Genomic DNA, 24,315 nt, shown 5'->3' with positions numbered 1-24,315 from the left:
ATTCAGGAGTTAAAAATGGAAAATGTACAACTTGTAAGACCAAAAATTAAATGGGGGAAAAGTATATTAGACGACCATTATGAAGAGATAAAAAAATTAATAGATCTTGGTGTTACTATTCCTAATATAAGATTGATTGTGAATAGCCACTTGCCTGAAGATTTTAAATTAGGATTATCAAACTATTATAAATATGCAATTAAAAAGGGCTTGCGCCAAGTGTAGGAGGAGATAAAGGGTTGGTTTCAAAGCAATATCGTAAAATACTTATGTACGTATCAAGCCCTTCTTTTTCTGCTTTTGTAAGTTCATTTTCACAAGTTTTGGGAGTATTGTCTATTGCTTCAAAAATTTTTTCTTTAGCAATTGATTCTCCCTCTTCATCAATATAATCAAGGCTTATAATATAGCTAAAAAGTATTTTTTTTGATTCTGACCAGTTTTTTACAATTTCATATGAAGAAGACTCTTTATACATATAATTCGAAAAGCTTGGATTAAAGTCAACTCTAACTTCATTTTCTGTAAAAGACAAATGTTTATGTTTGAAAATTTTCATTAAAAATTTGTCTATGCCCAATTGATCTAAATGCTTTTTAATAAGAGCATTTTCTTTTTTAGCAGAAAGGTATAAGCTCACTGCTGTTTGTGATATTTTTAAATAAGAAGCCATATCTAATTGTGTTATTTGATAGGCAACCATAATTTCTTTCAGTTCACGATTTTCTTCATTAGGTTCCTTTATTTGCTGTTTGATAAATCTTGTTTCATCAGATAATTTATGAGTAAATGCAAGTGCATGTGATGTAAGAATATGTTGACAGAGTAAAGATAGTGATAGGTCAAGCTGTTTAGCCTGGTTTACCAAAAATTCATAGGTAATTGTATCAACATTAATTTCAATTTTGTTCACATTTTTCCTTGACATGCCACTTTGGATAGTGTAATATTATAGTAATATTACAAAAAGGAGATCCCGATGAGCTTCCCGACCACAGTCGATAATCTCCCTACCTTATCAGGTAGGGGTGATTTTAACATTTTTTCAATAAAAAAATTAGGTGTTTCGCTTGCGAAACAAAAAAATATCTTGCAAAAATTAGCTTTTATAGACACTTTTGAAGAATTGTCAAAATGGGTCGAAATCCATTCGAATGGTAAAAATTTCATTGCCAACCCCTTAAATGCAGGTGATGCTGACCGTGAAGTTTGTTTAACAGAAATTCAAAAACCTCTTTTTTTGGCATTGGAAAACATTGAGAATCGACGTATAAATGGACGGGATAAGCGCCTTATAGAAGCTGCTGAAGCGGGGGATCTCCCTGTAATTGCAGATATTATTGCAAGTGCCGCTTGGACATATTGGCAAAATCATAATTTTCAAATTTCCCAAGATGTCCGCATCAACATTAGTGCAGTTTGCCAATTCCAAAATGATGAAAATATTCAACAAAAAAAAGATTTTCAAAAAGCCCAGATAGTCCACATTGGTGCCGCGGTAGAATTTACAAAAGCCCTAAAAAAAGGGGCTTTCCAAGAGGTTTTAGATTTTGAAGAAACCGAAGAAATCCTTAAAATAAATGATTTTGAGGATTAAAAATGAGCGAAGAAAAAGATAATCAATTATGGTTTAGTCACGACTGTAATGCAAAAGATGATCCCAAAATCATTCTTTTAATTGATGAGCTTGGCCTTGAAGGTTTTGGCATATTTTGGGTTCTTATTGAGACTCTACGTGCTCAAAAGGGCTATAAATTACAATTAAAAGCAGTTGATGCACTTGCCAGACGCTACAACACAACATCGCAAAAAATGCGTGTTGTCATCGAATCTTATGATTTATTTACGATAGACGGTGACCAATTCTTTTTTTCACCTTCGCTTCTGCGTAGAATGCAAAAATGGGATGAAAAAAGACAACTTGCAAGTGAGAGCGGGAAAAAAGGTGCTCAAGCAAAAAAAGAAAAATTAGCTGCACAAGAAGCAGCGCTATTAGGCTTTAGTCCTCAAGACTCAACTAAGGGTGGCTTGAGCAACCCTCAAGCTATAACAGAACACAACAACGTATTAGACAATAATTTAATTAATAACAACACAACAGAACAAGAGCTTGATATGTTTTGTGAATCTATCATACAAAATTCGAAAAAAGAAATAGTTTCACGTAGTGCATATAAAACAAAATTAAAAGAGCTATTTATTCAAAATAACCCTGAATTTTTAAGAGATTTTGAAGAATGGAAACAAAAAATTTCTGAGGGCAGGGAAAAAGAGCTTCTTGATAAATTACGTGGCTGTGTATTCTCAAATAACGTTATTAAAAAAACTATTCTTCAAGTTGAAAAATTAAAAAAAGATGGTGCATTTAAAATTCTTTTTGAGGATTTTGAGTTTTTATATCTTGGTCAGGAAGAATTTTACAAGCTAGTTCAAAATTTCAATCACCAAAAGAGCGCGTCATGACAACATTCAAGCAAACAAAAAACCTCAAAGATATTTTTGATTTAAGTGATGATTATTTTACAAAGCGCATGGGAAAAGAGCTAATTGAGGGTATTCATTACGTTATACCACCCTCTCCTTCTAAAACCAAAAAAGCGATTCTTTGGGATATCGATGCACTAATTAATTGGATGAAAGGCAATCATATTGACAATGAGCTTGACGAGCTTTTATCGCGCTCACAAAAAAGATAAAATAACTATGTTATTTGTCAGTAGTTCAAAATCCTCTTTTGTAACCCAAGGAGGAAGAATATGCAAGATATAAGAGCGATTATCTTAAATCGCTCAGATCGTAAATTTTGGTATATACGCTATTTTGTAACCAAGGCCGATGGCTCTATATCAAAGTATGAAGAAAGTACAGGCGTTAAAAAAGCTGAAAAAACACTTGCTTATATGCAAAGTAAGTTTTTACCGGCATGGTTAGCGCGTAGGATTGAAGATAGTAAACGTACAATGGTTAAATCTAAAGAGTTTAACTATTTTGCAAATATCTTTTTGAAAAATTACGAGGTCTGGGAGGACTATCAAAATATCGAGTATCGCACAAATCGTATTTTGGCTGAATTTGGTAAAAAAGATATCCGAACTATCACTAAATTGGATATCAAACAGTATCTTGGCCCGCTCACCAACGTAAAAACAGGTAAGTCCCTAGACAAAAGCACCAAAAATAAATACTTGCGTGTTTTTCATGGAATATTCGATGTAGCAGTTGATGCCGGATTGATTGATCGCAATATCACGTTTGACATCAAACTGCATGAGCGAAAAAATCGTGATTTAGAGGAGATTAGACCTTTCTCAAAAGAAGAAGTCAATCTTTTGATGATAAGAGCTCAAGATACACAATATGGCTCATTGCTACACAATTATTTAGGCATAGCTTTTAACGAGGGAATGTCACCGGCAGAGATCCTTGGATTACAAGTCGGAGATATTGATTTACAGCGACGTACTATTAAAATTCGCCGTAACGTAACTAAATCAAAGGTAAAAGGAACAAAGACAGCTTATCGTAAGCGTATAATTCCTATCTTTACTGGTGCTATGTTGCATATTGAACGTTTAGTTGCAGAAGCTAGGCGTAAACATTCTCTTTGGCTTTTTTCAAAAGAGGATGGAAATAATTTGGAGGATATAAAAGATATTCGAGGGACCAGACAGATCATAAAAGACGGCAAGTCCATTAAACAAAATACAAAATGGTATAAGCTTCTTTTAGATTGTGGAGTCGAATATAGAGATATCAAGAATTGCCGCCATACGTTTGCTGTACTAGCGCTTGAGAGTAATGCTTTTACACCGCAACAGATCGCGAATATCTTAGGACATAGCGATTTAAAGATGTTGTTTGAACATTATGCTAAGTGGCTTAAAGACAAAGCGATTGATGCTGATACAAGTATTAATCTATATGAAAGCCTTATTAATAAAGATTATAAACAGGTGACAGTTTAGGTGACACTTGAATCTTTAAGAGCTTGAAATATGTTTGTATTGTATTGAAAAACCCTATATTTAGGGATTAGGAGTGGTGTCAAGAGAGGGACTCGAACCCTCGACCTCCGGCTTATGAGACCAGCGCTCTAACCAGCTGAGCTACCTTGACATGGTTAAAAGAGGTTGGCATTATATAGTCATAAAACTTATACTTTGGTTAATTATAGCGTATTACGTAAAACATGAAAAAAAGCTGAAAACATTGAGTATATCAGACTAAACTTTTACCGCTTTTTTCTTGACTTTTGAGCGGTATTTGTGTAAAATTTTGTCACTCGAAACAAACGAGTGCTAAAATTTTAGTCAAAAGGACATACAAATGACTTTCAAACCACTTGGAAAACGTGTACTTCTTGAAAGAGTCGAAGAAGCTACGAAAACAGCATCAGGTATTATCATTCCTGACAATGCCAAAGAAAAACCTCTTAGCGGTATTGTTAGAGCAGTCAGTCCTAAAGTTGAAGAAAAAGGACTTGTAAGTGTTGGTGATAAGGTTGTTTTTGCAAAATATGCAGGTACAGAGCTTACGCTTGATGGCAAAACCTACGTGGTGATGACTATCGACGACATTCTTGGCGTTTTATAATCAATCATATAAAAAAAGGAAATAAACATGGCAAAAGAGATTCAATTTTCAGATAATGCTCGCAATGCACTCTACGAAGGTGTTAAAAAACTCAATGACGCTGTAAAAGTTACAATGGGACCACGCGGTCGCAATGTTTTGATCCAAAAAAGCTTTGGCGCTCCTAGCATCACCAAAGATGGTGTTTCTGTGGCTAAAGAGATCGAACTTAAAGATACCATCGAAAACATGGGTGCTCAACTGGTTAAAGAAGTTGCATCAAAAACAGCGGATCAAGCAGGGGATGGTACAACCACTGCAACGGTTTTGGCGCATGCTATTTTCAAAGAGGGTCTTAGAAACATCACTGCGGGTGCAAACCCTATTGAAGTGAAACGTGGTATGGACAAAGCGGCTGAAGCGATTATCGCTGAGCTTAAAAAAATGGCAAAAGCCGTTAAAGATAAAAAAGAGATCGCACAAGTTGCAACTATTTCTGCCAACTCAGACACGGTTATCGGTGAGTTGATCGCTGAAGCGATGGAAAAAGTGGGCAAAGATGGCGTTATTACCGTTGAAGAAGCCAAAGGTATCCAAGACGAACTTGACGTCGTTGAGGGTATGCAGTTTGATCGTGGTTACCTTTCTCCTTACTTTGTGACCAATCCTGAGAAAATGCAAACGATTTTAGAGCATCCTTATGTTTTATTGTATGACAAAAAAGTTTCTAACCTTAAAGATCTTCTTCCTGTACTTGAGCAAGTTCAAAAAACAGGTAAACCTTTGCTTATCATCGCAGAAGACATCGACGGTGAAGCATTGGCAACGTTAGTTGTAAACAAACTCAGAGGCGTTCTTAACATCGCTGCGGTTAAAGCACCAGGTTTTGGCGATAGAAGAAAAGCGATGCTTGAAGACATCGCGATCATCAGTGGTGGTGAAGTGATCAGTGAAGAGCTAGGACGTACACTTGAAGCGGCTACCTTGGCAGATCTTGGTCAAGCAGCACGCATTGTGATCGACAAAGACAACACAACCATCGTGAATGGCAATGGCGACAAAGCTAGAATTGACGCTCGTGTTGGTCAGATCAAAGCACAAATCGCAGAAACAAGCAGTGACTACGATAGAGAAAAGCTTCAAGAGCGTTTAGCAAAACTCAGCGGTGGTGTTGCGGTCATTAAAGTGGGTGCTTCAACTGAAACTGAGATGAAAGAGAAAAAAGACCGTGTGGATGATGCACTTTCAGCAACAAAAGCAGCTGTTGAAGAAGGCATCGTTGTGGGTGGTGGTTCTGCATTCTTGCTTGCAAACGCAAAAATCAAACTCAACCTCACTGGCGATGAAGCGATTGGCGCTGAGATCGTTACACGTGCTCTTAAAGCTCCATTAAAACAAATCGCTGAGAACGCTGGCTTTGATGCAGGCGTTGTGGCGAACAATGTTCTAACAAGCAACAAACCAAACTATGGCTTTAACGCTGCAACGGGTGAGTATGTCGATATGTTTGAAGCGGGCATCGTTGATCCTGTTAAAGTTTCACGTATTGCACTTCAAAATGCGGTTTCTGTGGCAAGTCTCCTTTTGACAACGGAAGCGACCATCACCAATGCAAAAGAAGATAAAGCGTCTGCAATGCCAGATATGAGTGGCATGGGCGGAATGGGAGGCATGGGCGGAATGATGTAATCATTCCCTCCTGCTTTACATGTAAAGCCATCTCGGTGGCTTTACGCTTTCACACATCATGAAAAAACTTACCCTCCTTCTCATCTTTTTATCTTCCTTATTTGCCGCTGATTCATTGATGGACGCACTCCTTGATGGCAATCTAACGCATAAAATCAATGCCAATTCCAATGAAGCAAGCGACGAAGAGAGTCCCTTTTCGAGTACCAAAACTCAAAAAATTCTTTTTCACTACAAAACGGCTCCCGTGGAGGGCGTACGACTCGAAGTCGCGACCCAATCGTTTGCAACTGAAACACGCCAAAGCAGTACCGATAACACTATCTATTACACGGAAGCACTTTATGATGGCAGAGCAGACGATATTGGGTATAAACTAAGAGCCAACTATTATGCCGATACGTATCGTCAAAGTGTGGAGCAAAGTAGTATTGAAACGACCAATGCCTTTGGGGTTAAAGCGCAGGTGAATTATGAAAATTTTGGAAGTTATGTTGCGTATTCAAAGGTGCTAGAAGGCAGTCATAGTGCGAATGGTGATTTGGATGGGAAAGATCATCTTCTTCCAACCTCTTCGGTGCTCAGCTCCAACAACTACACACCCAATACAGAAGCGTACGCGGTTGATCTAAACTACTCGCCTCGCAAAGACATTACGCTAGGCTCTCGCTATGTTGTAGCCAGTGAAGTGCAAACCAATCTCTCTTACACGGGCGTGTACAGTAACTTTCAGCTCAATGAAATTTCTAAAGGGTTCAATCTAGGCGTCGCTTTTGATAAAACAGGACAAGATAAACAAAACGATCAGTTCAGCATCAACTTCAAAAGTAAGTTTTAATGCCCTCGCCCCAACAACTCTGAGGCTTCCATCACCACCATAAATGCTTCTTTATCCGCAGTTTGGATCAGCTCTTTGAGCATCGGAATTTTACGATTTTCGACGACCAAAAAGATCATGCGTTTGTTTTCATGCTCAAAGATGCCATTTCCTTCAACAATCGTTCCATTTTTCCCTAGCAGTGGCACGATTTGAGCACAGAGTTCTTCGATTTTTGTAGAGACGATGTGCACCACTTTTTTAGAAGGACCGCGCGTTAAAAACATATCGATACTCTTCGCGCTGATATAAATGCTCACCAAACTCCAAAGCGCTAAGTCAATGTTTTGAGAGATAAACGCAATCGCAAGGATCACGAGCATATCGATAAAAAGCATTACCGAAGAGGCTTTGATGCTCGTCTTTGACGCGACGATTTTGGCGATAATGGTAGAACCACCTGCGGAAGCATGACCGCTTAAAATAAATCCTAAACCAATGCCAACCGCAATACCACCAAAGATCGATGCTAAAATCACATCGTGGCTGAGAGCGTTTACATGTAAGAATTCAACCATGAAGTCAATACACACAGAGGTAAATCCGATCGCGATGATACTACGAAGGGTAAAATGCTTGCCAAAGTATTTGGTGCCCAAGAAAAGCAGTGGGACATTAATCGCGATCATAAGCACACCCACGGGCAGTTTGAAAAGGTAATGCCCCAAAAGTGCCATACCCGATGTGCCACCCGTTACCAACGCATTGGGAATAAACAGAGCCACCACACCAAAGCTCAAGAAGAGCGAACCTAAGAAAATATAACTGTAATTTTTGAATTCTGATTTCAAGAGGAAAAACCTTACATGTAAGAAAATAATGGCGCTATTCTAGCGTTCGCAGGCTTCAAGAACAATAGTGTCGATGGAAGGAAGCGTTAAGAAGAGCTCATTGAGCGGTGTGCATCTGCCATCAAAACAGAGCTCGTACTCCGTTGTAAAAGGAGAATGCGCCAAACGAAGCTCTTGAAGTGGTGGAACATGCGGCGTGTAGTGCCAAGCGCCCTCTTTAAAAACAGCATCAGGTGGCGGTTCCATCCCTGCGCCACTTCCGCGCACACTGGCAGAGATTACATGTAAAGATTTTCCCTCGATTTTCCACTGCTCTTCCCAGCGAATTTTCTCGACCGAGTGCATCCATGCAAGGGTAAAAGAGTTCAGGAACAAGCTCACTGTGACTGCTCCTGAACTAAGACACAATGACATCATCGCTTACGGTTTTTCCACCCATTCCACGCGATAAACATAACCCCTAACACAAATCCAATCTGATCGGTTAAAGGAATCGCCGCGACCAAAAGTGCCGCTGAGCACGCAGCAAACACACGCTCAAACATAGGAAGCGGTGACCACAGATACCCAATCGCCGCACATCCCCATAAGAAAATAGCAAGCAGCGCTTTCACCACGATATAAACAACCGCGATCCATGTCGGATCACCTTGCATCATTAAGGCTGGATCGTACACCGCCATAAACGGTACAACAAAGCCTGCAACAGCAATTTGCGTTGCTTTAAAGCCGATTTTCATCGCAGAAGCTTTAGCGATGGAAGCCGCCGCAAAAGCAGCAAGCGCAACTGGAGGCGTGAGGTCTGCCATAATGCCAAAGTAAAAAACGAACATGTGACTCACAATGAGTGGAACGCCCAGTTTCAAAAGTGCAGGCGCTGCGATGGAGCTCGTGATGATGTAATTCGGAATGGTCGGAATGCCCATACCCAAGATCAAACACGCTACCATCGTCAGAAGTAAGGATAAAAAGAGACTCTTCTCGCCCACTTCCAAAATAAACCCTGCAAAATTCGATGCCGCACCTGTAAGTGTTAATACACCGATGATGACACCCACGATCGCACATGCGATTCCCACGCCAAGAGCTTGTTTCGCCCCATCAATGAGGGCTGTTTTCATCGTCCGAAGCGTATCGCGTCCACCTTGAACCACAAAGTTAAGAAGCACCAAAATGACGATAACACCCATTACAGGCACAATGCCCCACTCGATAAACGAAGCCGCACTAAGACCAAGTGCAAACCAAAAGACATACCGCAGTGCTGTTTGAGAAATACGCACCGCAATCGCGGCACCTAAAATAAGCACAGACGTCAGCGTTAAGCCCATCATACCTGCAAACATCGGGGTAAAGCCATGAAAAAGCATATAGACCAACGCCGCCAAAGGAAGGGCTAAATACCAACTATTTTTTAACTCTTTCCAAGGATTAGGACATTGATCGGCTGGGATACCTAAAAGTTTCAAACGCCCTGCTTCAAGATGCACCATCCAAAATGCAGTGAAATAGTAAAGCATCGCAGGGATAATCGCCGCCATCACGATGTCCGAATAGGGAACATTGAGCGTCTCCGCCATAATGAACGCCACTGCACCCATAACAGGAGGCATAATTTGCCCACCCATCGAAGCGGTCGCTTCAACAGCTCCTGCAAAAACAGAGGTGTAGCCAAAGCGTTTCATTAACGGAATCGTAAATTGACCAACGGTTAAGACATTGGCAACGCCTGAGCCAGAGATCGTTCCCATAAGCCCAGAAGAGATAACCGCAACTTTTGCAGGACCTCCTTGCGCGCGACCAACCAGGCCAAGCGCAAGGGCATTGAAGAGGCGAATCATCCCTGCATGTTCCAAAAACGTTCCAAAAAGAATGAACAAAAAGATGTACGTAGCTGAAACCAGTGTTGGTGTGCCCAAAATACCATCACTTCCAAGGTAGAGTTGACTCACGATCTGGTCAAACCCAAAACCGCGATGCGCGATGGAAAGCGGCAGATATTGCCCCAAAAAGCCATACGCCAAGAACAGTCCACACACAAGCGTCAGTGCCCAACCCACAACACGACGTGCCGCTTCAAAGACCAAGATGCTTGCCGCCGTTGCCACAAAAAGATCCATCGTTGTCGGATCGCCTGAGCGTTCAATGAGGTCTGCTTCAAAAACGAGATGGTAAAAGCCAAGGGCAAAGCCAAAAAAGGAGAGCAAAAGGTCATACCAAGGGATGCTTTGCTGTGTACGCCCTTTTGAAGTGGCAGGGTAAAGCATAAAAATCAAGAAGACCAAAAAGCTTACATGTAAAGCTCTAATAATCAAACTGGAAAATGGGTGAAACGCCGCAACAGAGATCTGATAGGCAGAAAAAGCGAGCGCTCCAGCCATCATCAAGCGCGATGCCCAACCTACAAGTTGACGCTGGTGACCGTGTTCTTCAAAATCGGAAGTCTCTTCGTGGACTTCCTCGTTTATTAAGGCAGACATACTTATTCCTTACATGTTTGATAAAACTTCACGTTTATTTTAAAATACCCACTTCTTTATAGTAACGCTCAGCGCCTGGGTGCAATGGTGCAGGAGGATTTTTTGCAGCATTTTCTAAGCTAATGCCCTTTGCTGCGGCGTGCGCTGCAACCATTTGATCTAAGTTTTCAAACATCGTTTTGGTCATCGTGTAAACTGTTTGCTCCGAAACACCAGAGTGTGTGACAAGGAAGTTTTGAACGGAAACGGTTTTAACATCCGCTGTTTGACCTTCATAGGTATTGGCAGGAATGATGCCCACTTGGTACGCTGGATCATCGATTTTTTTGACAATCTCTTCAGGAATCGTCAAGAAAACGACTTTTTGTGACGTCGCAAGATCGCGAAGGGCGGCAACGCCTGCACCTGAAGAGAGCAATGTGACATCAAGCTGTCTATTTTTCATTAACTCAACGGATTCTGCGTAGGAGAGGTACTCAACTTTGGAGAAGTCTTTGTAGTTAATGCCTGCGGCTTCCAAAATCTTTTTAGAATTCAAAGCGGTACCTGATTTTGGAGCACCGACAGAGATGCGTTTGCCTTTGATGTCGGCAAATGACTTGATGCCAGAATCGGCGGCGGCTACAAAGTGAATGTAGTTGGGATAAAGGGCTGAAATGGTACGAAGCTTATCGAGTGGTGCTTTAAAGCCAGCATCTGCATCGCCTTTGTACGCGTCGGAGAACGAATCGCCTAAAGAGATGCCCGCCTCGCCTCGTCCTGCTTGGAGAAGATTGAGGTTTTCGACACTCGCCTTGGTTGCTTGAACCGCTGTTTTAGAATCGGGAATCGCTTTGGCATACATTTGCGACAGTGCGACACCAAGAGGATAATAAATCCCACTCGTTCCACCCGTCAAAACGTTGATAAACTCTGCCGCATACACGGAAACGCTCAAACATACAGCCGCTGCACCTACTAAAAGTGATTTCTTCATCAATGACTCCTTATGAAATTTTGATATTACATCAAAGAGGTATTAAGCCCCATTAGTCTTATTTTAATGTGTGGGGCTTACTAAACTTCTTATACTTTTACTTTAATGCAAATTTCCTTGGAGAATCTAAAAAAGTCACACCATTACTGCTTTACATGTAAAATGTTTCCCTGCGAAGCATTTTAATAACCAAGCTCCTCATCCACCAAAATAATCGTCGTGCGCCCTTCGTCATCGCCGTTGATGTAGGCGAATTTTCGACCGATGTTACTCATGTTATGGCGTGGCTCTTTTCCCATACTGATGGCAAGGTTATTCATGCGCTCAATGTTCTTAGGGCTTGCCACATCGCGAATGCGTGCAAATCCCTCTTCCACGTTTTCAACCAGTTTATTGATGCCTGCGATAATCAGCACCTTTTTAGGCCCAAAAATCTGTGCAGCGACCCTGTTTCCACTGCCATCGGCATTGACGAGTTCCCCATTTTTTGTCAGGGCATTGGTACTCGTGATGTAAAGATCTGCGAGAATGCCTTTATGCCTTCGATCGCTATTTTCTTCCATGCTGATGCCCGCTTCGTACTGATTAAAAAGTGTGATGTCCTTACGAGAAGTAACATAGTCATACAGCCCAATTTGTTTGACCGTCGTCGATCCGCCAAATCCGATGCTCATGTGCGGCTTAATAAAACTCATCGCGACACTCAGCGCTTCTTCTTGCGTGGGAACACAAATCAGCTCGAAGCCATGTTTTTTATAAATTTTTTTAAGATTTTCCATTGTACCATCCTTTGAATGTGTGAATTGCTGATAGATTATAGAAAAATCTCTTATTTTAAACAAGGTATAAACAAGCTATAATAATGCACTATTAAGAACATGACACAAGGAATTGACCCCTATGGGAAGAGCGTTTGAATACCGAAAAGCATCAAAAATGAAACGATGGGGAAATATGTCACGCGTATTTCCAAGACTTGGCCGAACCATTATGATGGCGGCAAAAGAAGGCGGTGGAGACCCTGAGAGCAATGCAAAACTCAGAACAGCGATCCTCAACGCCAAAGCGGAAAATATGCCTAAAGACAACATCGATGCGGCGATTAAGCGAGCGCTTGGCAAAGATGCGCAAACCCTTAGCGAAGTCACATTTGAAGGCAAAGGCCCTCATGGTTCACTCTTTTTTGTGGAATGCGCAACGGACAACAATACACGTAGTGTTGCGAACATCAAAAGCGCGTTTAAAAAAGCAGGCGGAGAGATGGTCAATAATGGCTCACTCGAATTTATGTTCTCTCGCAAAGCGGTTTTTGAGTTTGCAAAAACAGCAGACATGGACATCGAAGAGCTAGAACTTGAACTCATCGACGCAGGGCTTGAAGAGATTGAGGAAGAAGATGGAGTTGTGTTGGTTTATGCTGACTACACCAACTTTGGAACGCTCAATGCTGCCTTTGATCGCCTTGGCATCACCCTTACCAAAGCCAACTTGGAACGCATCGCCAACAATCCTGTGAGCTTCAGCGAAGAGCAGATGGTCGATGTCGATAAAATCATCGAAAAAATCGAAGATGATGATGACGTACAAGCAGTTTACACGAATATTGGTTAACACAGTAGGGCTTTACATGTAAAGCCCTAAATTTCTTTTTTCCCCTTGATTTTTATTAGACATCTAACTATAATGCTCCTCATGAAACCTAGAATTACCATTGCACGCATCAGCAGAATTTCAGACAAAGCCCATCGCTTCATTATTCAAGAACTTGAAAAACGAGGTATTTATGGCATCGTGCCATCGCATGGTGGAATATTGTCATTTCTTTACAGTCATGAGAACATTACGATGAAAGAGCTCGCTGAGAAAATCCATCGTAGCAAACCAACGATCACCGTGCTGGTCGACAAACTGGTTGTTTTAGGCTATGTGCTCAAAGAGAAAAGTGATACAGACAGTCGCGTAACCTACATTCGTTTAACCGAACAAGGCAAGGCGTTTGAGAAAGATTTTCAAGAGATTTCGCAAAGTCTGAACACTAAAATTTTTCAAGGTATTTCAGAGGCAGAAATGAACGTGGTCGATCCTATTTTAGAAAAGATCATGCACAATTTGTCATAATTTTTTAAACATCAAATAGTTAGATATAAAACTAAAAAGGAGTTATTATGAATCATCTTATCGTTTATGCTCATCCCTTTGAGGATAGCTTCAATCATGCCATTTTAGAAAGTGCTGTCGCAGCACTTGAGAGTAAAGGTCACAGCGTTGTCGTAAGAAACCTCTATGCACTTGGATTTAACCCCGTTCTTAGCCCTGTGGACTTTAAAGAATTACGCAGTGGTAATACGCCAGAAGATATTGCAACCGAGCAAGCGTTCATCAAAAATGCCGACGCTATCACGCTCATCTACCCACTTTGGTGGACGGGATTACCTGCTATTTTAAAAGGCTATATTGATCGTGTCTTTGCGTATGGGTTTGCTTATCAATATAGCAAAAAAGGCATGGTTGAAGGCTTATTGGCAAGCAAAAAAGGTTTTATGATTACCACACATGGAACGCCTAATATGTACTACGATGCTTCGGGAATGACACAAAGTTTAAAACAGACAACCGATGAAGGCATCTTTAGTTTTTGTGGTGTTGCGACACTCAACCATCTCTTTTTTGGAGGAATCTCTACAAGTGATGATCTCACACGTAAAGAGATGTTAAAAACAGTTCAATTAACACTTAAAGAGCTTTTTTAACCCCTTGTAAGAAAAAGTGGGCAGGAGAGAATGGAGATTATATTAAAGCAGATGATGTTGGCTTTATCAATACAATGACACTTAACATCATCACCCAACAATAAATATCTAATGAGGAAAAGATATGAAATATGCTCTCTTATGCACTTTAGCCATTATGGCGAGTAGTCTGTTTGCAGCATCAGAACCGATCAAAAATACTGTCGATGAACAATCCTTAAAAGCGTTTTCATCGACAGCTTATCCAAAACAAGTTACCGAAATTATCCCCAATAAAGTCTATCATGTGATGGGATACGCACATAGTAATGCGAGTTTTATCATTGGTGATACGTCCGTTATTTTAATTGATACGCTGGATTCTGAATCAAGAGCGATGACGTTGAAGAAAATTATTGCAGAGCATACCAATAAGCCTGTAAAAACGATTATTTATACCCATGGGCATCCCGATCATCGTGGAGGTGCTGGGGTTTTTATGGATACCGCGCCAGAAATTATTGCCGCTGCTCCACTAAAGCCTGTTTTAGGAAAGATGAATGCACTAAAAGAGGTCTTTGATCTACGGAGCATCAGGCAACATGGCTATCAGTTAAGTGATGAAGAAGCGCTCTCTCAAGGCATTGGCATCCGTGAAGGCATCACCACGAAACAAGGTGATAAACAGGTGTTTGTCGCTCCAACGACGGTGTTGACGGAGCGAAAAGTAGTGCGTGAAATCGATGGTGTGACATTTGAACTGAGTGGCGTTCTTGGTGAAACGGATGACCATTTACTGATTTGGCTACCAACCTACAAAGTGCTTTTTAGTGGCGATAATTATTACGGTTGCTGGCCAAATATTTCTCCTATTCGCGGTGGTCAATATCGTGATATAAGCGCATGGATTGATACGTTAGAAAAAATGCTCTCGTATAATGCCAAGTATGTCTTACCTGGTCATACTCGTCCGCTTATGGGAGAGTCCAATGTTAAAGAAGTCCTCACAAATTACCATGATGCTATTGAGTTTGTTTTTAACGAAACACTTAAATCTATCAATCAAGGTTTGAGTATAGACCAAGTCGCTGAAGTGGTTAAATTGCCTGAAAAGTGGGCTAAACTTCCTTACCTTGGTGAATACTATGGAACGGTTGAGTGGACGGTTCGGGGTATATTTACAGGCTACATGGGGTGGTTTGATGAAAACCCAACAAAACTGCATCCTTTACCAGCAAAAGAGCATGCCAAAAAGACCCTTGCACTTATGGGTGGGAAAAAAGCTGTGATTGTTGCAATACAAGATGCTTTGAAAAAGAGAGATGCACAATGGGCTATTGAGTTAGCGGATATTATTTTGGCGATAGAGAGCAACCATAAGGCTGTTAAACAGTATAAAGCCCAAGGTCTTATCATCTTAGCGCAAAAAGAAACAAGTGCAAATGGACGTCATTATTACTTTGCTTATGCTAAAGAGTTGTTGGCTGATTAAGAGTGACGTTTTGTAAAGGGGTAAGATAAAGTTTGTCTTATTTCTTTACAAGCCCCTGACGCCATGCATACACCGCAACTTTGGTTCGATCCGTTAAATAGAGTTTACTTAGGATATTGCTGACATGCGATTTTACAGTTTTTTCTGAAATATTTAGATGCGTTGCAATATCCATATTCGACGATCCTTCTGCAATATAATGCAACACTTCCATTTCGCGACTTGTTAAATCCTCATGGAACTGTTCATCTTCCATTTTTAGGGAGACAACCTTTTCGAGTGCTTTAGCGACACGCGAACTTATGGTACTTTCTCCTCGTGCCGCTTTTCGCACGGTACGAATAAGGTCTTCAGGCGTTGCATCTTTGAGTATATACGAAATAGCTCCTGCTTGTGTTGTTGGCACCACGTATTCATCGCCTTCGTGTGAGGTTACCATGATAATCTGGCTACGAGGACTCACTTTTTTAATCTGCCGTATCGTTTCAACGGCTGGTTTATCTGGCATAAATAGGTCAAGCAATACAACATCAGGGGCATATTGCATCGCAGCACTCACAGCTTCCATACCAGATTCCACAACGGCCATCACTTGAATATCCTCCGCGGTGGAAAGAAAGGCCGTTAGCCCTTTGCGAACCATAGCATGGTCGTCAGCAAGAATAAGTGTAATTTTTTCAGTCATGATTCATTTCTCCATGAAAGTGTGATTTGAGTTCCCACACCTGCGGTACTTTGAATGTCAAGTGTTCCATCTGGCAGCTCTTGTACGCGTTCGTGCATGGAAATAAGCCCAAATCCTCCTGTTTTTTGCTCAGGCATAAAGCCTACTCCATTATCGGTGATCGTAAGGGTAATAGTATCGTAGTGTCTTTCACTTGCGATCACGATCTTAGACGCCTTACCATGGCGCACTGCATTGATTAGCGATTCTTGAACAATACGTAAAATATGATGCTCCGTATACGCGTTACACTGAAGGAGTTCAGAATACTTTAGTTCTACGCTTATGCCAAAACGGCGCTTAAAATCTTCGGCAATCATAACGATACGTTCAAAAAATGAAGTGTTATTGCCTTCTGTGGAGTGTAGTTGCGTGATAATTTCCATGAGATCATGCTGTGCTTCGCGAGTGATAGCTTCCGCCTCAAAGATATGTTCGCCAGCAAATTCCATTGCGGCAGACTTGGTCTTGATGGTTGCCAGTTGTAAACCTAAAGCGAAGAGTTTCTGTTTTACCGTATCGTGAAGTTCACGCGCCAGACGGTTTCGCTCATCACTTATGGCAAGATTTTGTTTCAAATTCAGATACATTTCCAAATCCCGTGCCATGTTATTAAGGTGTTCACTATGCCGCATCAGAACATCATCATTTGGCAGAGAAATCTTCTTTTGAAAGTTACCTTGCCGCCAGCTTTCAGTAATCTCATTCATTTTTTGCAATTGCTTCGTTACATAACGAGAGGCAATGAGTCCACATATAATACCTATCGGCACCGAAAGCAATAAAATCTTATCCCATCTGTGAAACAGAAAAAGAATGACACTCTTAAACTGTATCCATGGATCAAATTCAGCGATATACACAATGCGTAAATGTCCGATGAGTTCTTTATTGTCATGCTTTATGAGTTCCTTATCTGCTAAGATAGGTCCATTTTTTGCTAGCCATTGAACACTGTTTTTTACTGCGCCCTGACTTTTTATTTGATTAAGATAGGGTGATTTTTTTTTTGAAAAATTATCAAGATCCGACATCAAAGGATAACCATTTTTATCGGTAATCTCAATATAGACCTCAGGAGAACTAGAGCTCGTAATACGGTAAATTGAAGAACCCCTACCCTGCTCCAAGTTTATCAATTTTTCACGGATATTATTGCGAGCTTTGTTCAACCATTCGACGCTATTCGTATCAAGAATGGCTTGTGTAACAATAAGCTCTTCACTGTCTATGATTCTTTCAACATTTTCAAGCGTAATGGTTGAATGAAAATCATTGTAATTGTTTATGCTATTTAGCATTACAGCAAGTAAGATCATGGCAAAAAAAGAAAGCAACGCGTAACTTATCGCAAGCTGACACCACAAACGATTCATAAAAGTCAGATAATAGTTGAATAAATTTTTCATATCTTCATTATAAAATAATTTTTAGAAAAATACATCAGTCTAAAGTCTGATGTGCAATTCTTTGTTGTATCTCATACTTTAGACCGATGTGCAAACTATAATAATCAGCTATATTTCCAAACACGTAAATCACACTTAAAAGGAGCTATACTATGCCATACACTTCACGTTCAATCTCATTTATGAGTCTCGCTGTACTTACTGCAATATTTACGCTCAATGCCTTTGGCAAAGAGATACCAAATCGTCCTGAACCCATACAAACAGAGCAGGTTTCTTCTGCGCTATTTGCAAAAGAAAACTGGGCTTTTGCACTTGGTGGTGGCGTGATGTATAGAGCAAAATATGAAGGTTCTAACAATTACCATGCGATACTCATCCCTGACATCTCCGCTAGGTATAAAGAAGGTTTGATTTTTGCAAATTGGAATGGGATTGGAGGCTATCCCATTTATGGAGAAAACTATAAAATCGGTGCTTCAATAGGCCCCTCTTTTGGTAGAGAAGAAAAAGATGATAGAGAAAATCTACGAGGCGTGGGCGATATTGATATGGGATTAATAGTCAATCTTCTTGGAGAATATGATTTTGGTCCTATGAAACTTTCAGGCAAAATCTCAAAGGGAGATGAAGAATATGGCACAACGGCAAAAATAGAGGTAAGCAAGACATTCTCACTGACAGAAAAGCTGAAGTTAAAAGTTGCTGCTGGTAATACATGGGCGGATGAAGAGCATATGCAAAGTTATTTTGGCATTTCTCCAGCACAAGCAATGCGTTCTGGCTATAACCAATATGAGGCAAAATCAGGAATTAAATCTGCTGGAGTTTCGCTTGGTACATTCTATTCGATAACAAAAAGTTGGGAAGCAAAAGTTATGCTCACGGCAGATAAATTATTATCTGATGCCGCTGATAGCCCACTCACAAAAAAAGATTTGAACACGGCTACAATGGTCACTTTAAGTTATAAATTCTAATCTGAAAATAACGTTGGTCTTGTCAAAAAAAGTATCCGTTCAATTAACGCTCAAAGAGCTTTTTTAAATCCTCGTGAGAGCTTTACATGTAAAGCTCTCTTCCTACTCTAAAATAAATCTTTAAAAAAATCTCGAATATCCACTTCTATTACCTCTGCAATTTTGCAAAGATACTCAAATCCTTAGCGAAGCCACCTTTGAAGGCAAAGGCCCTCATGGCTCATTCGAATTCATGTTCTCACGTAAAGCCGTTTTTGAGTTTGCAAAAACAGTAGACATGGACATCGAAGAGCTAGAACTTAAACTCATCGACGCTGGACTTGAAGAGATCGAGGAAGAAGATGGAATTGTGTTGGTTTATGCTGACTACACGAATATTGGTTAACACACTTTTGGGCTTTACATGTAAAGCCCTACTCTCTTAAATGATTGAAAAAATCCCGAATATCAACTTCTAAAACATTCGCAATTTTACACAAATGCTCAACATTGAATTTCTTGCGCTGAATACCAAGTTCTGCCTTGGCGTAAAACGCTGCCGATGAGTGTCCGATAGCAAGCGCCATTTCAAGTTGACTCTTTCCCCTCATTTCCCTCAATAGCTTTACATTATGGCGTATTTGAGCATGTATTTCTTCAACATCATATTGACACATAATCCTCTGCTCTTTCAAAACGGTACCTAACATAGGTGACTTTTTTGTGAGTTTACTTTGATAACGCGTTTGCTTCAATGTCCTATAGGACTTTGCAGTATTTCTTTTATTGGCTTACAATGCTCAGAATATTAATTTTTTATTAATAGTTGTTCTTAAAAGAGTTACCCAAGCACAGAGAAAAAATCTATCTAAGATATGGCATTTTACCAAATTATTAGGTTTGTTATTTTAGTGCATTTGGAAACTCTATTCAGGTTAAATGCAATGGGGGCACAATTGTAGATTTAACGACACTTCCCCCACATCAATTTTATTTAAAAATCTTTAATACTATAAATTGAACATTTAAAAGGAGTTAATATGAGTATATCCAAACAGTTGATGACAATGCTAGCCATTGCCATTTTAGGTATTTTTGCTGTCTTTAGCATTGGGTTAAATAAGATGGATAAAGTTTATGAAGAGACGAATACATGTAATGTAAATTCATTACCTAGCGTTATCGTAATGAGCCATTTACAAAAGAGCATGTATCGCATTAGACTTACTATTTGGCAGCATCTTGGTACTGAAGATATGAATGAAATGAAAAAATTGGAAGAACAATATCGAAAATATAAAGTAGAATTTGAAAAAGAGTTTAAAGGCTATGAATCACTTCTTTCAGATGCAAAAGATAAAGAGTTATATGATAAAGAGAAGGAGTATTTTACACAATATTCTACTTTTATAGAAAAATTCTTCACTCTTTCCAATGCAAATAAAAATGCTGAAGCAAAAACACTCAATTTAGCAAACCAAACAATTGCGCAAAATATGATGCGAGCTATTGATGAACACATGGAATACAATCAACAATTAGCGGACAAAGATGCTAAAAATGCTGTTATCGAGAAAAATAGTGCCAGCACCATCATGATAAGTCTCTCCTTGCTCATTGCCATTGCTATGATCATCATAGGCATTGTCATTCGCAACAACATCATGCACGGTGTATCACTGATACGTGATGGCATCTCAGGCTTCGTGCAAAACAAAGAGCTCAAATTTAGAATCAAATACGGTAAAAACAATGAGATTCAAGAGATCGTCAATAGCTTTAACTCTTTGGTGGATACCTTAGAAGTAATTATTGAAGATGTGAAACGCTCGTCTTCTGAGAATGCTTCAGTTTCCCATGAACTCTCTACCACGAGTATGCAAATAGGCAGAAATGCAGAAAACAGTACCGTGATTGTTAACAACACGATTGAAGAGATTGTGACGATTAAGAAGTTTGTTCAAGAAACAGCACTGCTTTCTGAAGAGATGAAAAAAAGCATTGCCTTAGCCGGTGATAAACTGGAATCAGCTAAGAAAGAGGTCATCATGCTTAAAGATGAAGTCGAACTGGCGAGTGAAGCAGAAACGGCTTTAGCATCACAATTAGAACAGATGAGCAGAGATGCTGAGCAAGTCAAACAAATCTTAACCGTTATCTCCGATATTGCCGATCAAACCAATTTACTCGCGCTTAATGCTGCGATTGAAGCGGCGCGTGCAGGAGATCATGGACGTGGGTTTGCGGTAGTTGCCGATGAAGTGAGGAAGTTAGCTGAGCGAACCCAAACCTCTTTAACCGAGATCAATGCGACGATTAATATCATAGTTCAATCCATTGTCAACTCTTCGGATAAAATGACAAAAAATGCTCAAAATATCAGACGATTAGCAGGGGTTTCTACCAATGTGGAAGAGACGATTATTAGTACAACATCGGTGATGGATGAGAGTGTGAAGTCGGTTACGATTAGTGCCAATAACTCCAATAAGATCGCCAAAGATACCGATAAGATTGTTGATCTTGTCACCAACATTAACGCCATAACAAGTGAGAATGCCAGAAGCGTGGAAGAGATCGCAAGTGCTGCGGATCATCTCTCGAAGTTGGCGGAAGGTCTTAATCTGAAGCTGGGGCAATTTCAGTAGAAAAGCATTCGCATCTTTTTACATGTAAAGAGGGAAAAATCGCTCTTTACATGTAAAATATCAGCAGAATAAATTTTCAATTATGTATAATTAGCCCTTCATTTAACGCTTTATGAGGAATTTGCATGACCATTGCCCTAAACAGTACTTTGGGAGAGCCAAAGATCGGCTCAATTCTTCTTATCGACCCCTCCAAAATGTTTTCAAAAATGCTGCAAAGGTCACTCGAAGCACTGGGGTATCCTGTGCACCACGCAAGCACACTGCATGCAGCCATCGAACTTCTGACATTTTCCTCGTTTGACCTCATTGTTGTAGATCTCACACTTCCGGATGGTGAAGGGGAGATGATTCTGCAAAATCTGCATATTTTTGAAAAACATAAAATTTTTATTTACACTTCAGACGTCAAAACAAACCCGTATGAAGAGTGGTCACAGTATGGCGTTTTGGGTTCTCTTTGCAAAACTTCTCCACTGCCTGTTGTGATAAAAGAGATTCATAAAACGATGAAAGCGCTTTTGTACAACACCATTTATTCCATTTTGGTGGTGGATGCCTCGCCCATAAGTGCGCAGTACATTCAAACTATTTTACGGCCGCATCATTACGATGTTGAGATTGCTCAGGATAGCGCGCAAGCTCAAAAGCTTCTTGATCTCACCGCATTTGATCTGATTATCTTAGATTTTTCGGCTTCTAGTGCCATCAAAGAGTCGTTGCTGGTGCAGCTTCGGAACATGAAACAAAGCATGCACATTCCCATTTTTATTCTTACAGAGCATTACGATGCTAACACTGTTAGAAAGCTCATCAAACAAGGGGCGAATGAGTTTTTTCATAAGCCATTTATTGAAGAAGAGCTACTGTTAAAAGTCAATTTTTGGATCGATTTTGAGCGTAAAACCCAAGAAAACAGCTATCAAAAGATACTCTTGCAAGAGTATAAAAATGCGGTTGATCGCAGTACCATTGTCTCAAAAACCAACAAAGAGGGCATCATCACCTATGCCAATGACAAATTTTGTAAAATCTCAGGCTATCGTTATGAAGAGCTCATCGGGCAACCCCATAGCATCGTGCGCCATCCCAGTGTGCCAAAAGAAACGTTCAAACAGATGTGGGAGACGATCTTAAAGGGTGAAAAGTGGGAAGGTGTGGTCAAAAATAGGCGCAAAGATGGCTCCGCGTATTGGGTCAATGCTGTGATCAATCCTATCATCGATCACAAGGGAAATATTGTCGAATTTATCAGCATCCGAACCGACATTAGCAGTGTGCATGAGATTCATGATTCGCTTCAAACGCAACTCAAAATTTCTGAAAAAAACTTTGAAGATGCGTACCACATGTTTAAACAATACGAACATGCCATCAATGAAAGCACCATCTTAACCCGTACCGATTTGGAAGGAAACATCACCTTTGCCAATGAAAATTTTTACAAAACAACGGGCTTTTGCGAAGAAGAAGTCATTGGGAAAAATCACAGCATTATCCGCCACAAAGACACGCCAAACGAAGTTTTTACCGATTTGTGGAGAACCCTAAAAAAAGGGAAAGTCTGGCGCGGTGTCTTTAAAAACCAGCGTAAAGATGGAAATGCCTCTTGGTTTTACTCCACGATTTTACCCATTTTCAACAAGTACCGTATTCCGCTTGAATACATGGCAATTCGCCGCGACATCACCGAAATCATTAACCTGCATGAAGAGCTTGAAGCGACCCAGCAAGAGGTTATTTACCGTATGGGCGAGATCGCGGAGAGTCGTAGCAAAGAGACTGGAAATCATGTCAGACGCGTCGCCGCTTATTCCCGCCTTTTGGCGTTAAAATACGGACTGGATAAAAAAGAGTCCGACCTCATAGGCTCTGCTTCTCCGATGCACGACATCGGCAAAGTGGGCATTCCTGATTCGATTTTGCAAAAACCAGGTTCTTTAAATGAAGAAGAATGGGAAATTATGCGCACCCACGCGATGTTAGGCTATACGATTTTGCAAAACTCCACACGCCCACTGCTTCAAGCAGCAGCCATCATCGCGAAAGAACATCATGAAAAGTACGATGGAACGGGCTACCCGCTCAATCTTCAAGGCAGAGACATTCATCTTTATGCGCGCATCGTCGCGGTTGCCGATGTTTTTGATGCCCTTAGCCACGATCGTTGTTACAAAAAAGCATGGGAAGATGTGGCTGTTTTTGAATTTTTTGAACACGAACGCGGAAAACACTTTGATCCGCAAATCGTCGATCTTTTCCTCAACGCCAAAGAAGACTTTCTAGCGATTCGCGATAGCCTCAAAGACGCCATCAACTACGCGATCTAAACTACTTCTGCGTTGAAGAAGCCAACTGTAGACCAAGCCCTGCAAAGGTCAACGCAAAACCACGTCTTAGCCATGTTTGAACACGGTGTGATTCTATAACACTGTGGCGAAACCCATGCGCCAAAAGACCGTAGATTACAAACACCACAAACGTCATCAGCATAAACACCGCACTTAAAATCACCATATCACCCAGTGGCGACGTCGTTTCAGGCGAGACAAATTGTGGTAAAAACGCCAAAAAGAAGATGGTTAATTTGGGATTGAGAATGTTCAGTAAAAACGCTTTGGTCGCTAAAGAGAGCGCACTGGAACGCGAAGAAATTGCCTGAGCCTCAAAACCACTTTTGTCCTTCCATGTCATGTATGCCAGATAAAACAGATACACAACACCTGCAATTTTCAAGACTTCAAACGCCAGAGCACTCGTGTGCATAATGGCAGCAAGCCCAAAAATCGTTGCCAAAAGATGCGGCACAATTCCTGCCGTGCACCCAAGAGCGGCATACACACTGGCTTTTCGACCTTGTGCCAACCCTGTCGAGATGGTAAACAAAACACCCGTACCAGGGATCAGCACCACAATCAATGAGGTGATAAGAAATTCAACGCTTAGCATAATGGTAACTCCTCTAAAAT

At 40.6% G+C, this 24,315-nt stretch carries 25 protein-coding genes, 1 tRNA gene and 1 pseudogene; 16 read left to right on the top strand and 11 right to left on the bottom strand.

Features of this window, described 5'->3' with window-relative positions; translation table 11 throughout:
• Positions 1 to 15: 15 nt before the first annotated feature.
• Positions 16 to 225, top strand: a complete 210-nt coding sequence (locus SHALO_RS05085) for a hypothetical protein (protein WP_069477637.1) — start codon at positions 16 to 18, stop codon at positions 223 to 225.
• On the opposite strand, the gene SHALO_RS05080 is transcribed toward SHALO_RS05085, so the two are convergent.
• A complete protein-coding gene (locus SHALO_RS05080) occupies positions 200 to 913 on the bottom strand; it encodes a hypothetical protein (RefSeq protein ID WP_069477636.1) in 714 nt (237 codons plus the stop codon). The two genes, SHALO_RS05085 and SHALO_RS05080, sit on opposite strands and share 26 nt — an antisense overlap.
• 66 nt (positions 914 to 979) lie before the next feature.
• Here SHALO_RS05080 and SHALO_RS05075 point away from each other — a divergent pair, with 66 nt between their 5' ends.
• Genes SHALO_RS05075 through SHALO_RS05060 form a run of 4 tightly spaced genes read left to right on the top strand, consistent with a single transcriptional unit; the run spans position 980 to position 3,965 of the window.
• The gene (locus SHALO_RS05075) at positions 980 to 1,597 is read left to right on the top strand and encodes a hypothetical protein (RefSeq protein ID WP_069477635.1); all 618 of its coding nucleotides are present in this window, start codon (positions 980 to 982) and stop codon (positions 1,595 to 1,597) included.
• Positions 1,598 to 1,599: 2 nt separating this feature from the next.
• Positions 1,600 to 2,463: a DUF4373 domain-containing protein gene (locus SHALO_RS05070; protein ID WP_069477634.1), complete on the top strand. Its 864-nt coding sequence runs from the start codon at positions 1,600 to 1,602 to the stop codon at positions 2,461 to 2,463.
• Positions 2,460 to 2,696 carry a hypothetical protein gene (locus SHALO_RS05065; protein WP_069477633.1) on the top strand — a complete coding sequence of 79 codons (237 nt, stop codon included), beginning with the start codon at positions 2,460 to 2,462 and terminating at the stop codon, positions 2,694 to 2,696. Before SHALO_RS05070 ends, SHALO_RS05065 begins: the two co-directional genes overlap by 4 nt.
• Positions 2,697 to 2,756: 60 nt before the next feature.
• Positions 2,757 to 3,965: a tyrosine-type recombinase/integrase gene (locus tag SHALO_RS05060; protein WP_069477632.1), complete on the top strand. Its 1,209-nt coding sequence runs from the start codon at positions 2,757 to 2,759 to the stop codon at positions 3,963 to 3,965.
• 74 nt (positions 3,966 to 4,039) lie between these two features.
• Here SHALO_RS05060 and SHALO_RS05055 read toward each other — a convergent pair.
• A tRNA-Met gene (locus SHALO_RS05055) sits at positions 4,040 to 4,116 on the bottom strand.
• Positions 4,117 to 4,326: 210 nt separating this feature from the next.
• Between SHALO_RS05055 and groES the strand changes: the two genes are divergently transcribed.
• Genes groES through SHALO_RS05040 form a run of 3 tightly spaced genes read left to right on the top strand, consistent with a single transcriptional unit; the run spans position 4,327 to position 7,099 of the window.
• Entirely contained in the window at positions 4,327 to 4,593 is a 267-nt protein-coding gene (groES, locus tag SHALO_RS05050; RefSeq protein WP_025344147.1) for a co-chaperone GroES, read from the top strand.
• Positions 4,594 to 4,620: 27 nt separating this feature from the next.
• Positions 4,621 to 6,261, top strand: coding sequence for a chaperonin GroEL (gene groL, locus SHALO_RS05045; protein ID WP_069477631.1), 1,641 nt, complete (start codon positions 4,621 to 4,623; stop codon positions 6,259 to 6,261).
• A 58-nt stretch (positions 6,262 to 6,319) separates the two neighbouring features.
• The gene (locus tag SHALO_RS05040) at positions 6,320 to 7,099 is read left to right on the top strand and encodes a hypothetical protein (RefSeq protein WP_069477630.1); all 780 of its coding nucleotides are present in this window, start codon (positions 6,320 to 6,322) and stop codon (positions 7,097 to 7,099) included.
• On the opposite strand, the gene SHALO_RS05035 is transcribed toward SHALO_RS05040, so the two are convergent.
• The 5 genes from SHALO_RS05035 to SHALO_RS05015 all read right to left on the bottom strand — a co-directional run bounded on the left by SHALO_RS05035 (position 7,096) and on the right by SHALO_RS05015 (position 12,164).
• Entirely contained in the window at positions 7,096 to 7,929 is an 834-nt protein-coding gene (locus SHALO_RS05035; RefSeq protein WP_069477629.1) for a YitT family protein, read from the bottom strand. The genes SHALO_RS05040 and SHALO_RS05035 overlap by 4 nt on opposite strands.
• Before the next feature lie 39 nt (positions 7,930 to 7,968).
• A complete protein-coding gene (locus tag SHALO_RS05030) occupies positions 7,969 to 8,310 on the bottom strand; it encodes a DUF1850 domain-containing protein (protein ID WP_202968813.1) in 342 nt (113 codons plus the stop codon).
• 32 nt (positions 8,311 to 8,342) lie between these two features.
• Positions 8,343 to 10,409 (bottom strand): TRAP transporter permease, encoded by a 2,067-nt coding sequence (locus tag SHALO_RS05025; protein WP_069477627.1) that lies wholly within the window; start codon positions 10,407 to 10,409, stop codon positions 8,343 to 8,345.
• Between the two features lie 34 nt (positions 10,410 to 10,443).
• Entirely contained in the window at positions 10,444 to 11,385 is a 942-nt protein-coding gene (locus SHALO_RS05020) for a TAXI family TRAP transporter solute-binding subunit (protein ID WP_069477626.1), read from the bottom strand.
• A gap of 182 nt (positions 11,386 to 11,567) precedes the next feature.
• Positions 11,568 to 12,164: a lactate utilization protein gene (locus SHALO_RS05015; RefSeq protein ID WP_069477625.1), complete on the bottom strand. Its 597-nt coding sequence runs from the start codon at positions 12,162 to 12,164 to the stop codon at positions 11,568 to 11,570.
• A 121-nt stretch (positions 12,165 to 12,285) separates the two neighbouring features.
• On the opposite strand from SHALO_RS05015, the gene SHALO_RS05010 reads away from it, so the two are divergent.
• The 4 genes from SHALO_RS05010 (at position 12,286) to SHALO_RS04995 (ending at position 15,606) form a co-directional block, all read left to right on the top strand.
• A complete protein-coding gene (locus SHALO_RS05010; RefSeq protein WP_069477624.1) occupies positions 12,286 to 12,996 on the top strand; it encodes a YebC/PmpR family DNA-binding transcriptional regulator in 711 nt (236 codons plus the stop codon).
• A gap of 81 nt (positions 12,997 to 13,077) precedes the next feature.
• The gene (locus SHALO_RS05005) at positions 13,078 to 13,503 is read left to right on the top strand and encodes a MarR family winged helix-turn-helix transcriptional regulator (protein WP_069477623.1); all 426 of its coding nucleotides are present in this window, start codon (positions 13,078 to 13,080) and stop codon (positions 13,501 to 13,503) included.
• 47 nt (positions 13,504 to 13,550) lie between these two features.
• Complete coding sequence (locus SHALO_RS05000; RefSeq protein ID WP_069477622.1) at positions 13,551 to 14,135, top strand: NAD(P)H-dependent oxidoreductase; 585 nt, start codon at positions 13,551 to 13,553, stop codon at positions 14,133 to 14,135.
• A gap of 124 nt (positions 14,136 to 14,259) precedes the next feature.
• Entirely contained in the window at positions 14,260 to 15,606 is a 1,347-nt protein-coding gene (locus SHALO_RS04995) for an alkyl/aryl-sulfatase (protein WP_202968812.1), read from the top strand.
• Between the two features lie 37 nt (positions 15,607 to 15,643).
• On the opposite strand, the gene SHALO_RS04990 is transcribed toward SHALO_RS04995, so the two are convergent.
• Positions 15,644 to 16,249, bottom strand: a complete 606-nt coding sequence (locus SHALO_RS04990) for a LuxR C-terminal-related transcriptional regulator (RefSeq protein WP_238585318.1) — start codon at positions 16,247 to 16,249, stop codon at positions 15,644 to 15,646.
• Positions 16,250 to 16,287: 38 nt separating this feature from the next.
• A complete protein-coding gene (locus tag SHALO_RS04985) occupies positions 16,288 to 17,739 on the bottom strand; it encodes a sensor histidine kinase (protein ID WP_084010736.1) in 1,452 nt (483 codons plus the stop codon).
• A gap of 152 nt (positions 17,740 to 17,891) precedes the next feature.
• On the opposite strand from SHALO_RS04985, the gene SHALO_RS04980 reads away from it, so the two are divergent.
• Together SHALO_RS04980 and SHALO_RS15200 are read left to right on the top strand one after the other, a co-directional pair.
• Positions 17,892 to 18,719, top strand: a complete 828-nt coding sequence (locus tag SHALO_RS04980) for a MipA/OmpV family protein (RefSeq protein ID WP_069477619.1) — start codon at positions 17,892 to 17,894, stop codon at positions 18,717 to 18,719.
• 166 nt (positions 18,720 to 18,885) lie between these two features.
• Positions 18,886 to 19,101, top strand: a pseudogene (locus SHALO_RS15200) (YebC/PmpR family DNA-binding transcriptional regulator); the annotation flags it as partial.
• 31 nt (positions 19,102 to 19,132) lie between these two features.
• Here SHALO_RS15200 and SHALO_RS04975 read toward each other — a convergent pair.
• Positions 19,133 to 19,408 carry a helix-turn-helix domain-containing protein gene (locus SHALO_RS04975; RefSeq protein ID WP_238585291.1) on the bottom strand — a complete coding sequence of 92 codons (276 nt, stop codon included), beginning with the start codon at positions 19,406 to 19,408 and terminating at the stop codon, positions 19,133 to 19,135.
• A 330-nt stretch (positions 19,409 to 19,738) separates the two neighbouring features.
• Between SHALO_RS04975 and SHALO_RS04970 the strand changes: the two genes are divergently transcribed.
• Both SHALO_RS04970 and SHALO_RS04965 read left to right on the top strand, forming a co-directional pair.
• Positions 19,739 to 21,346 carry a methyl-accepting chemotaxis protein gene (locus SHALO_RS04970; RefSeq protein WP_069477618.1) on the top strand — a complete coding sequence of 536 codons (1,608 nt, stop codon included), beginning with the start codon at positions 19,739 to 19,741 and terminating at the stop codon, positions 21,344 to 21,346.
• Between the two features lie 125 nt (positions 21,347 to 21,471).
• Entirely contained in the window at positions 21,472 to 23,676 is a 2,205-nt protein-coding gene (locus tag SHALO_RS04965; RefSeq protein WP_069477617.1) for a PAS domain S-box protein, read from the top strand.
• A 1-nt stretch (position 23,677) separates the two neighbouring features.
• On the opposite strand, the gene SHALO_RS04960 is transcribed toward SHALO_RS04965, so the two are convergent.
• Entirely contained in the window at positions 23,678 to 24,295 is a 618-nt protein-coding gene (locus SHALO_RS04960) for a LysE family translocator (RefSeq protein WP_069477616.1), read from the bottom strand.
• Between the last annotated feature and the right edge of the window lie 20 nt (positions 24,296 to 24,315).

The organism is Sulfurospirillum halorespirans DSM 13726 (assembly GCF_001723605.1).
GTDB lineage: Bacteria > Campylobacterota > Campylobacteria > Campylobacterales > Sulfurospirillaceae > Sulfurospirillum > Sulfurospirillum halorespirans.
The sequence above is the reverse complement of the archived record's forward strand: the minus strand, read 5'-3'. Positions and strand labels throughout refer to the sequence as shown.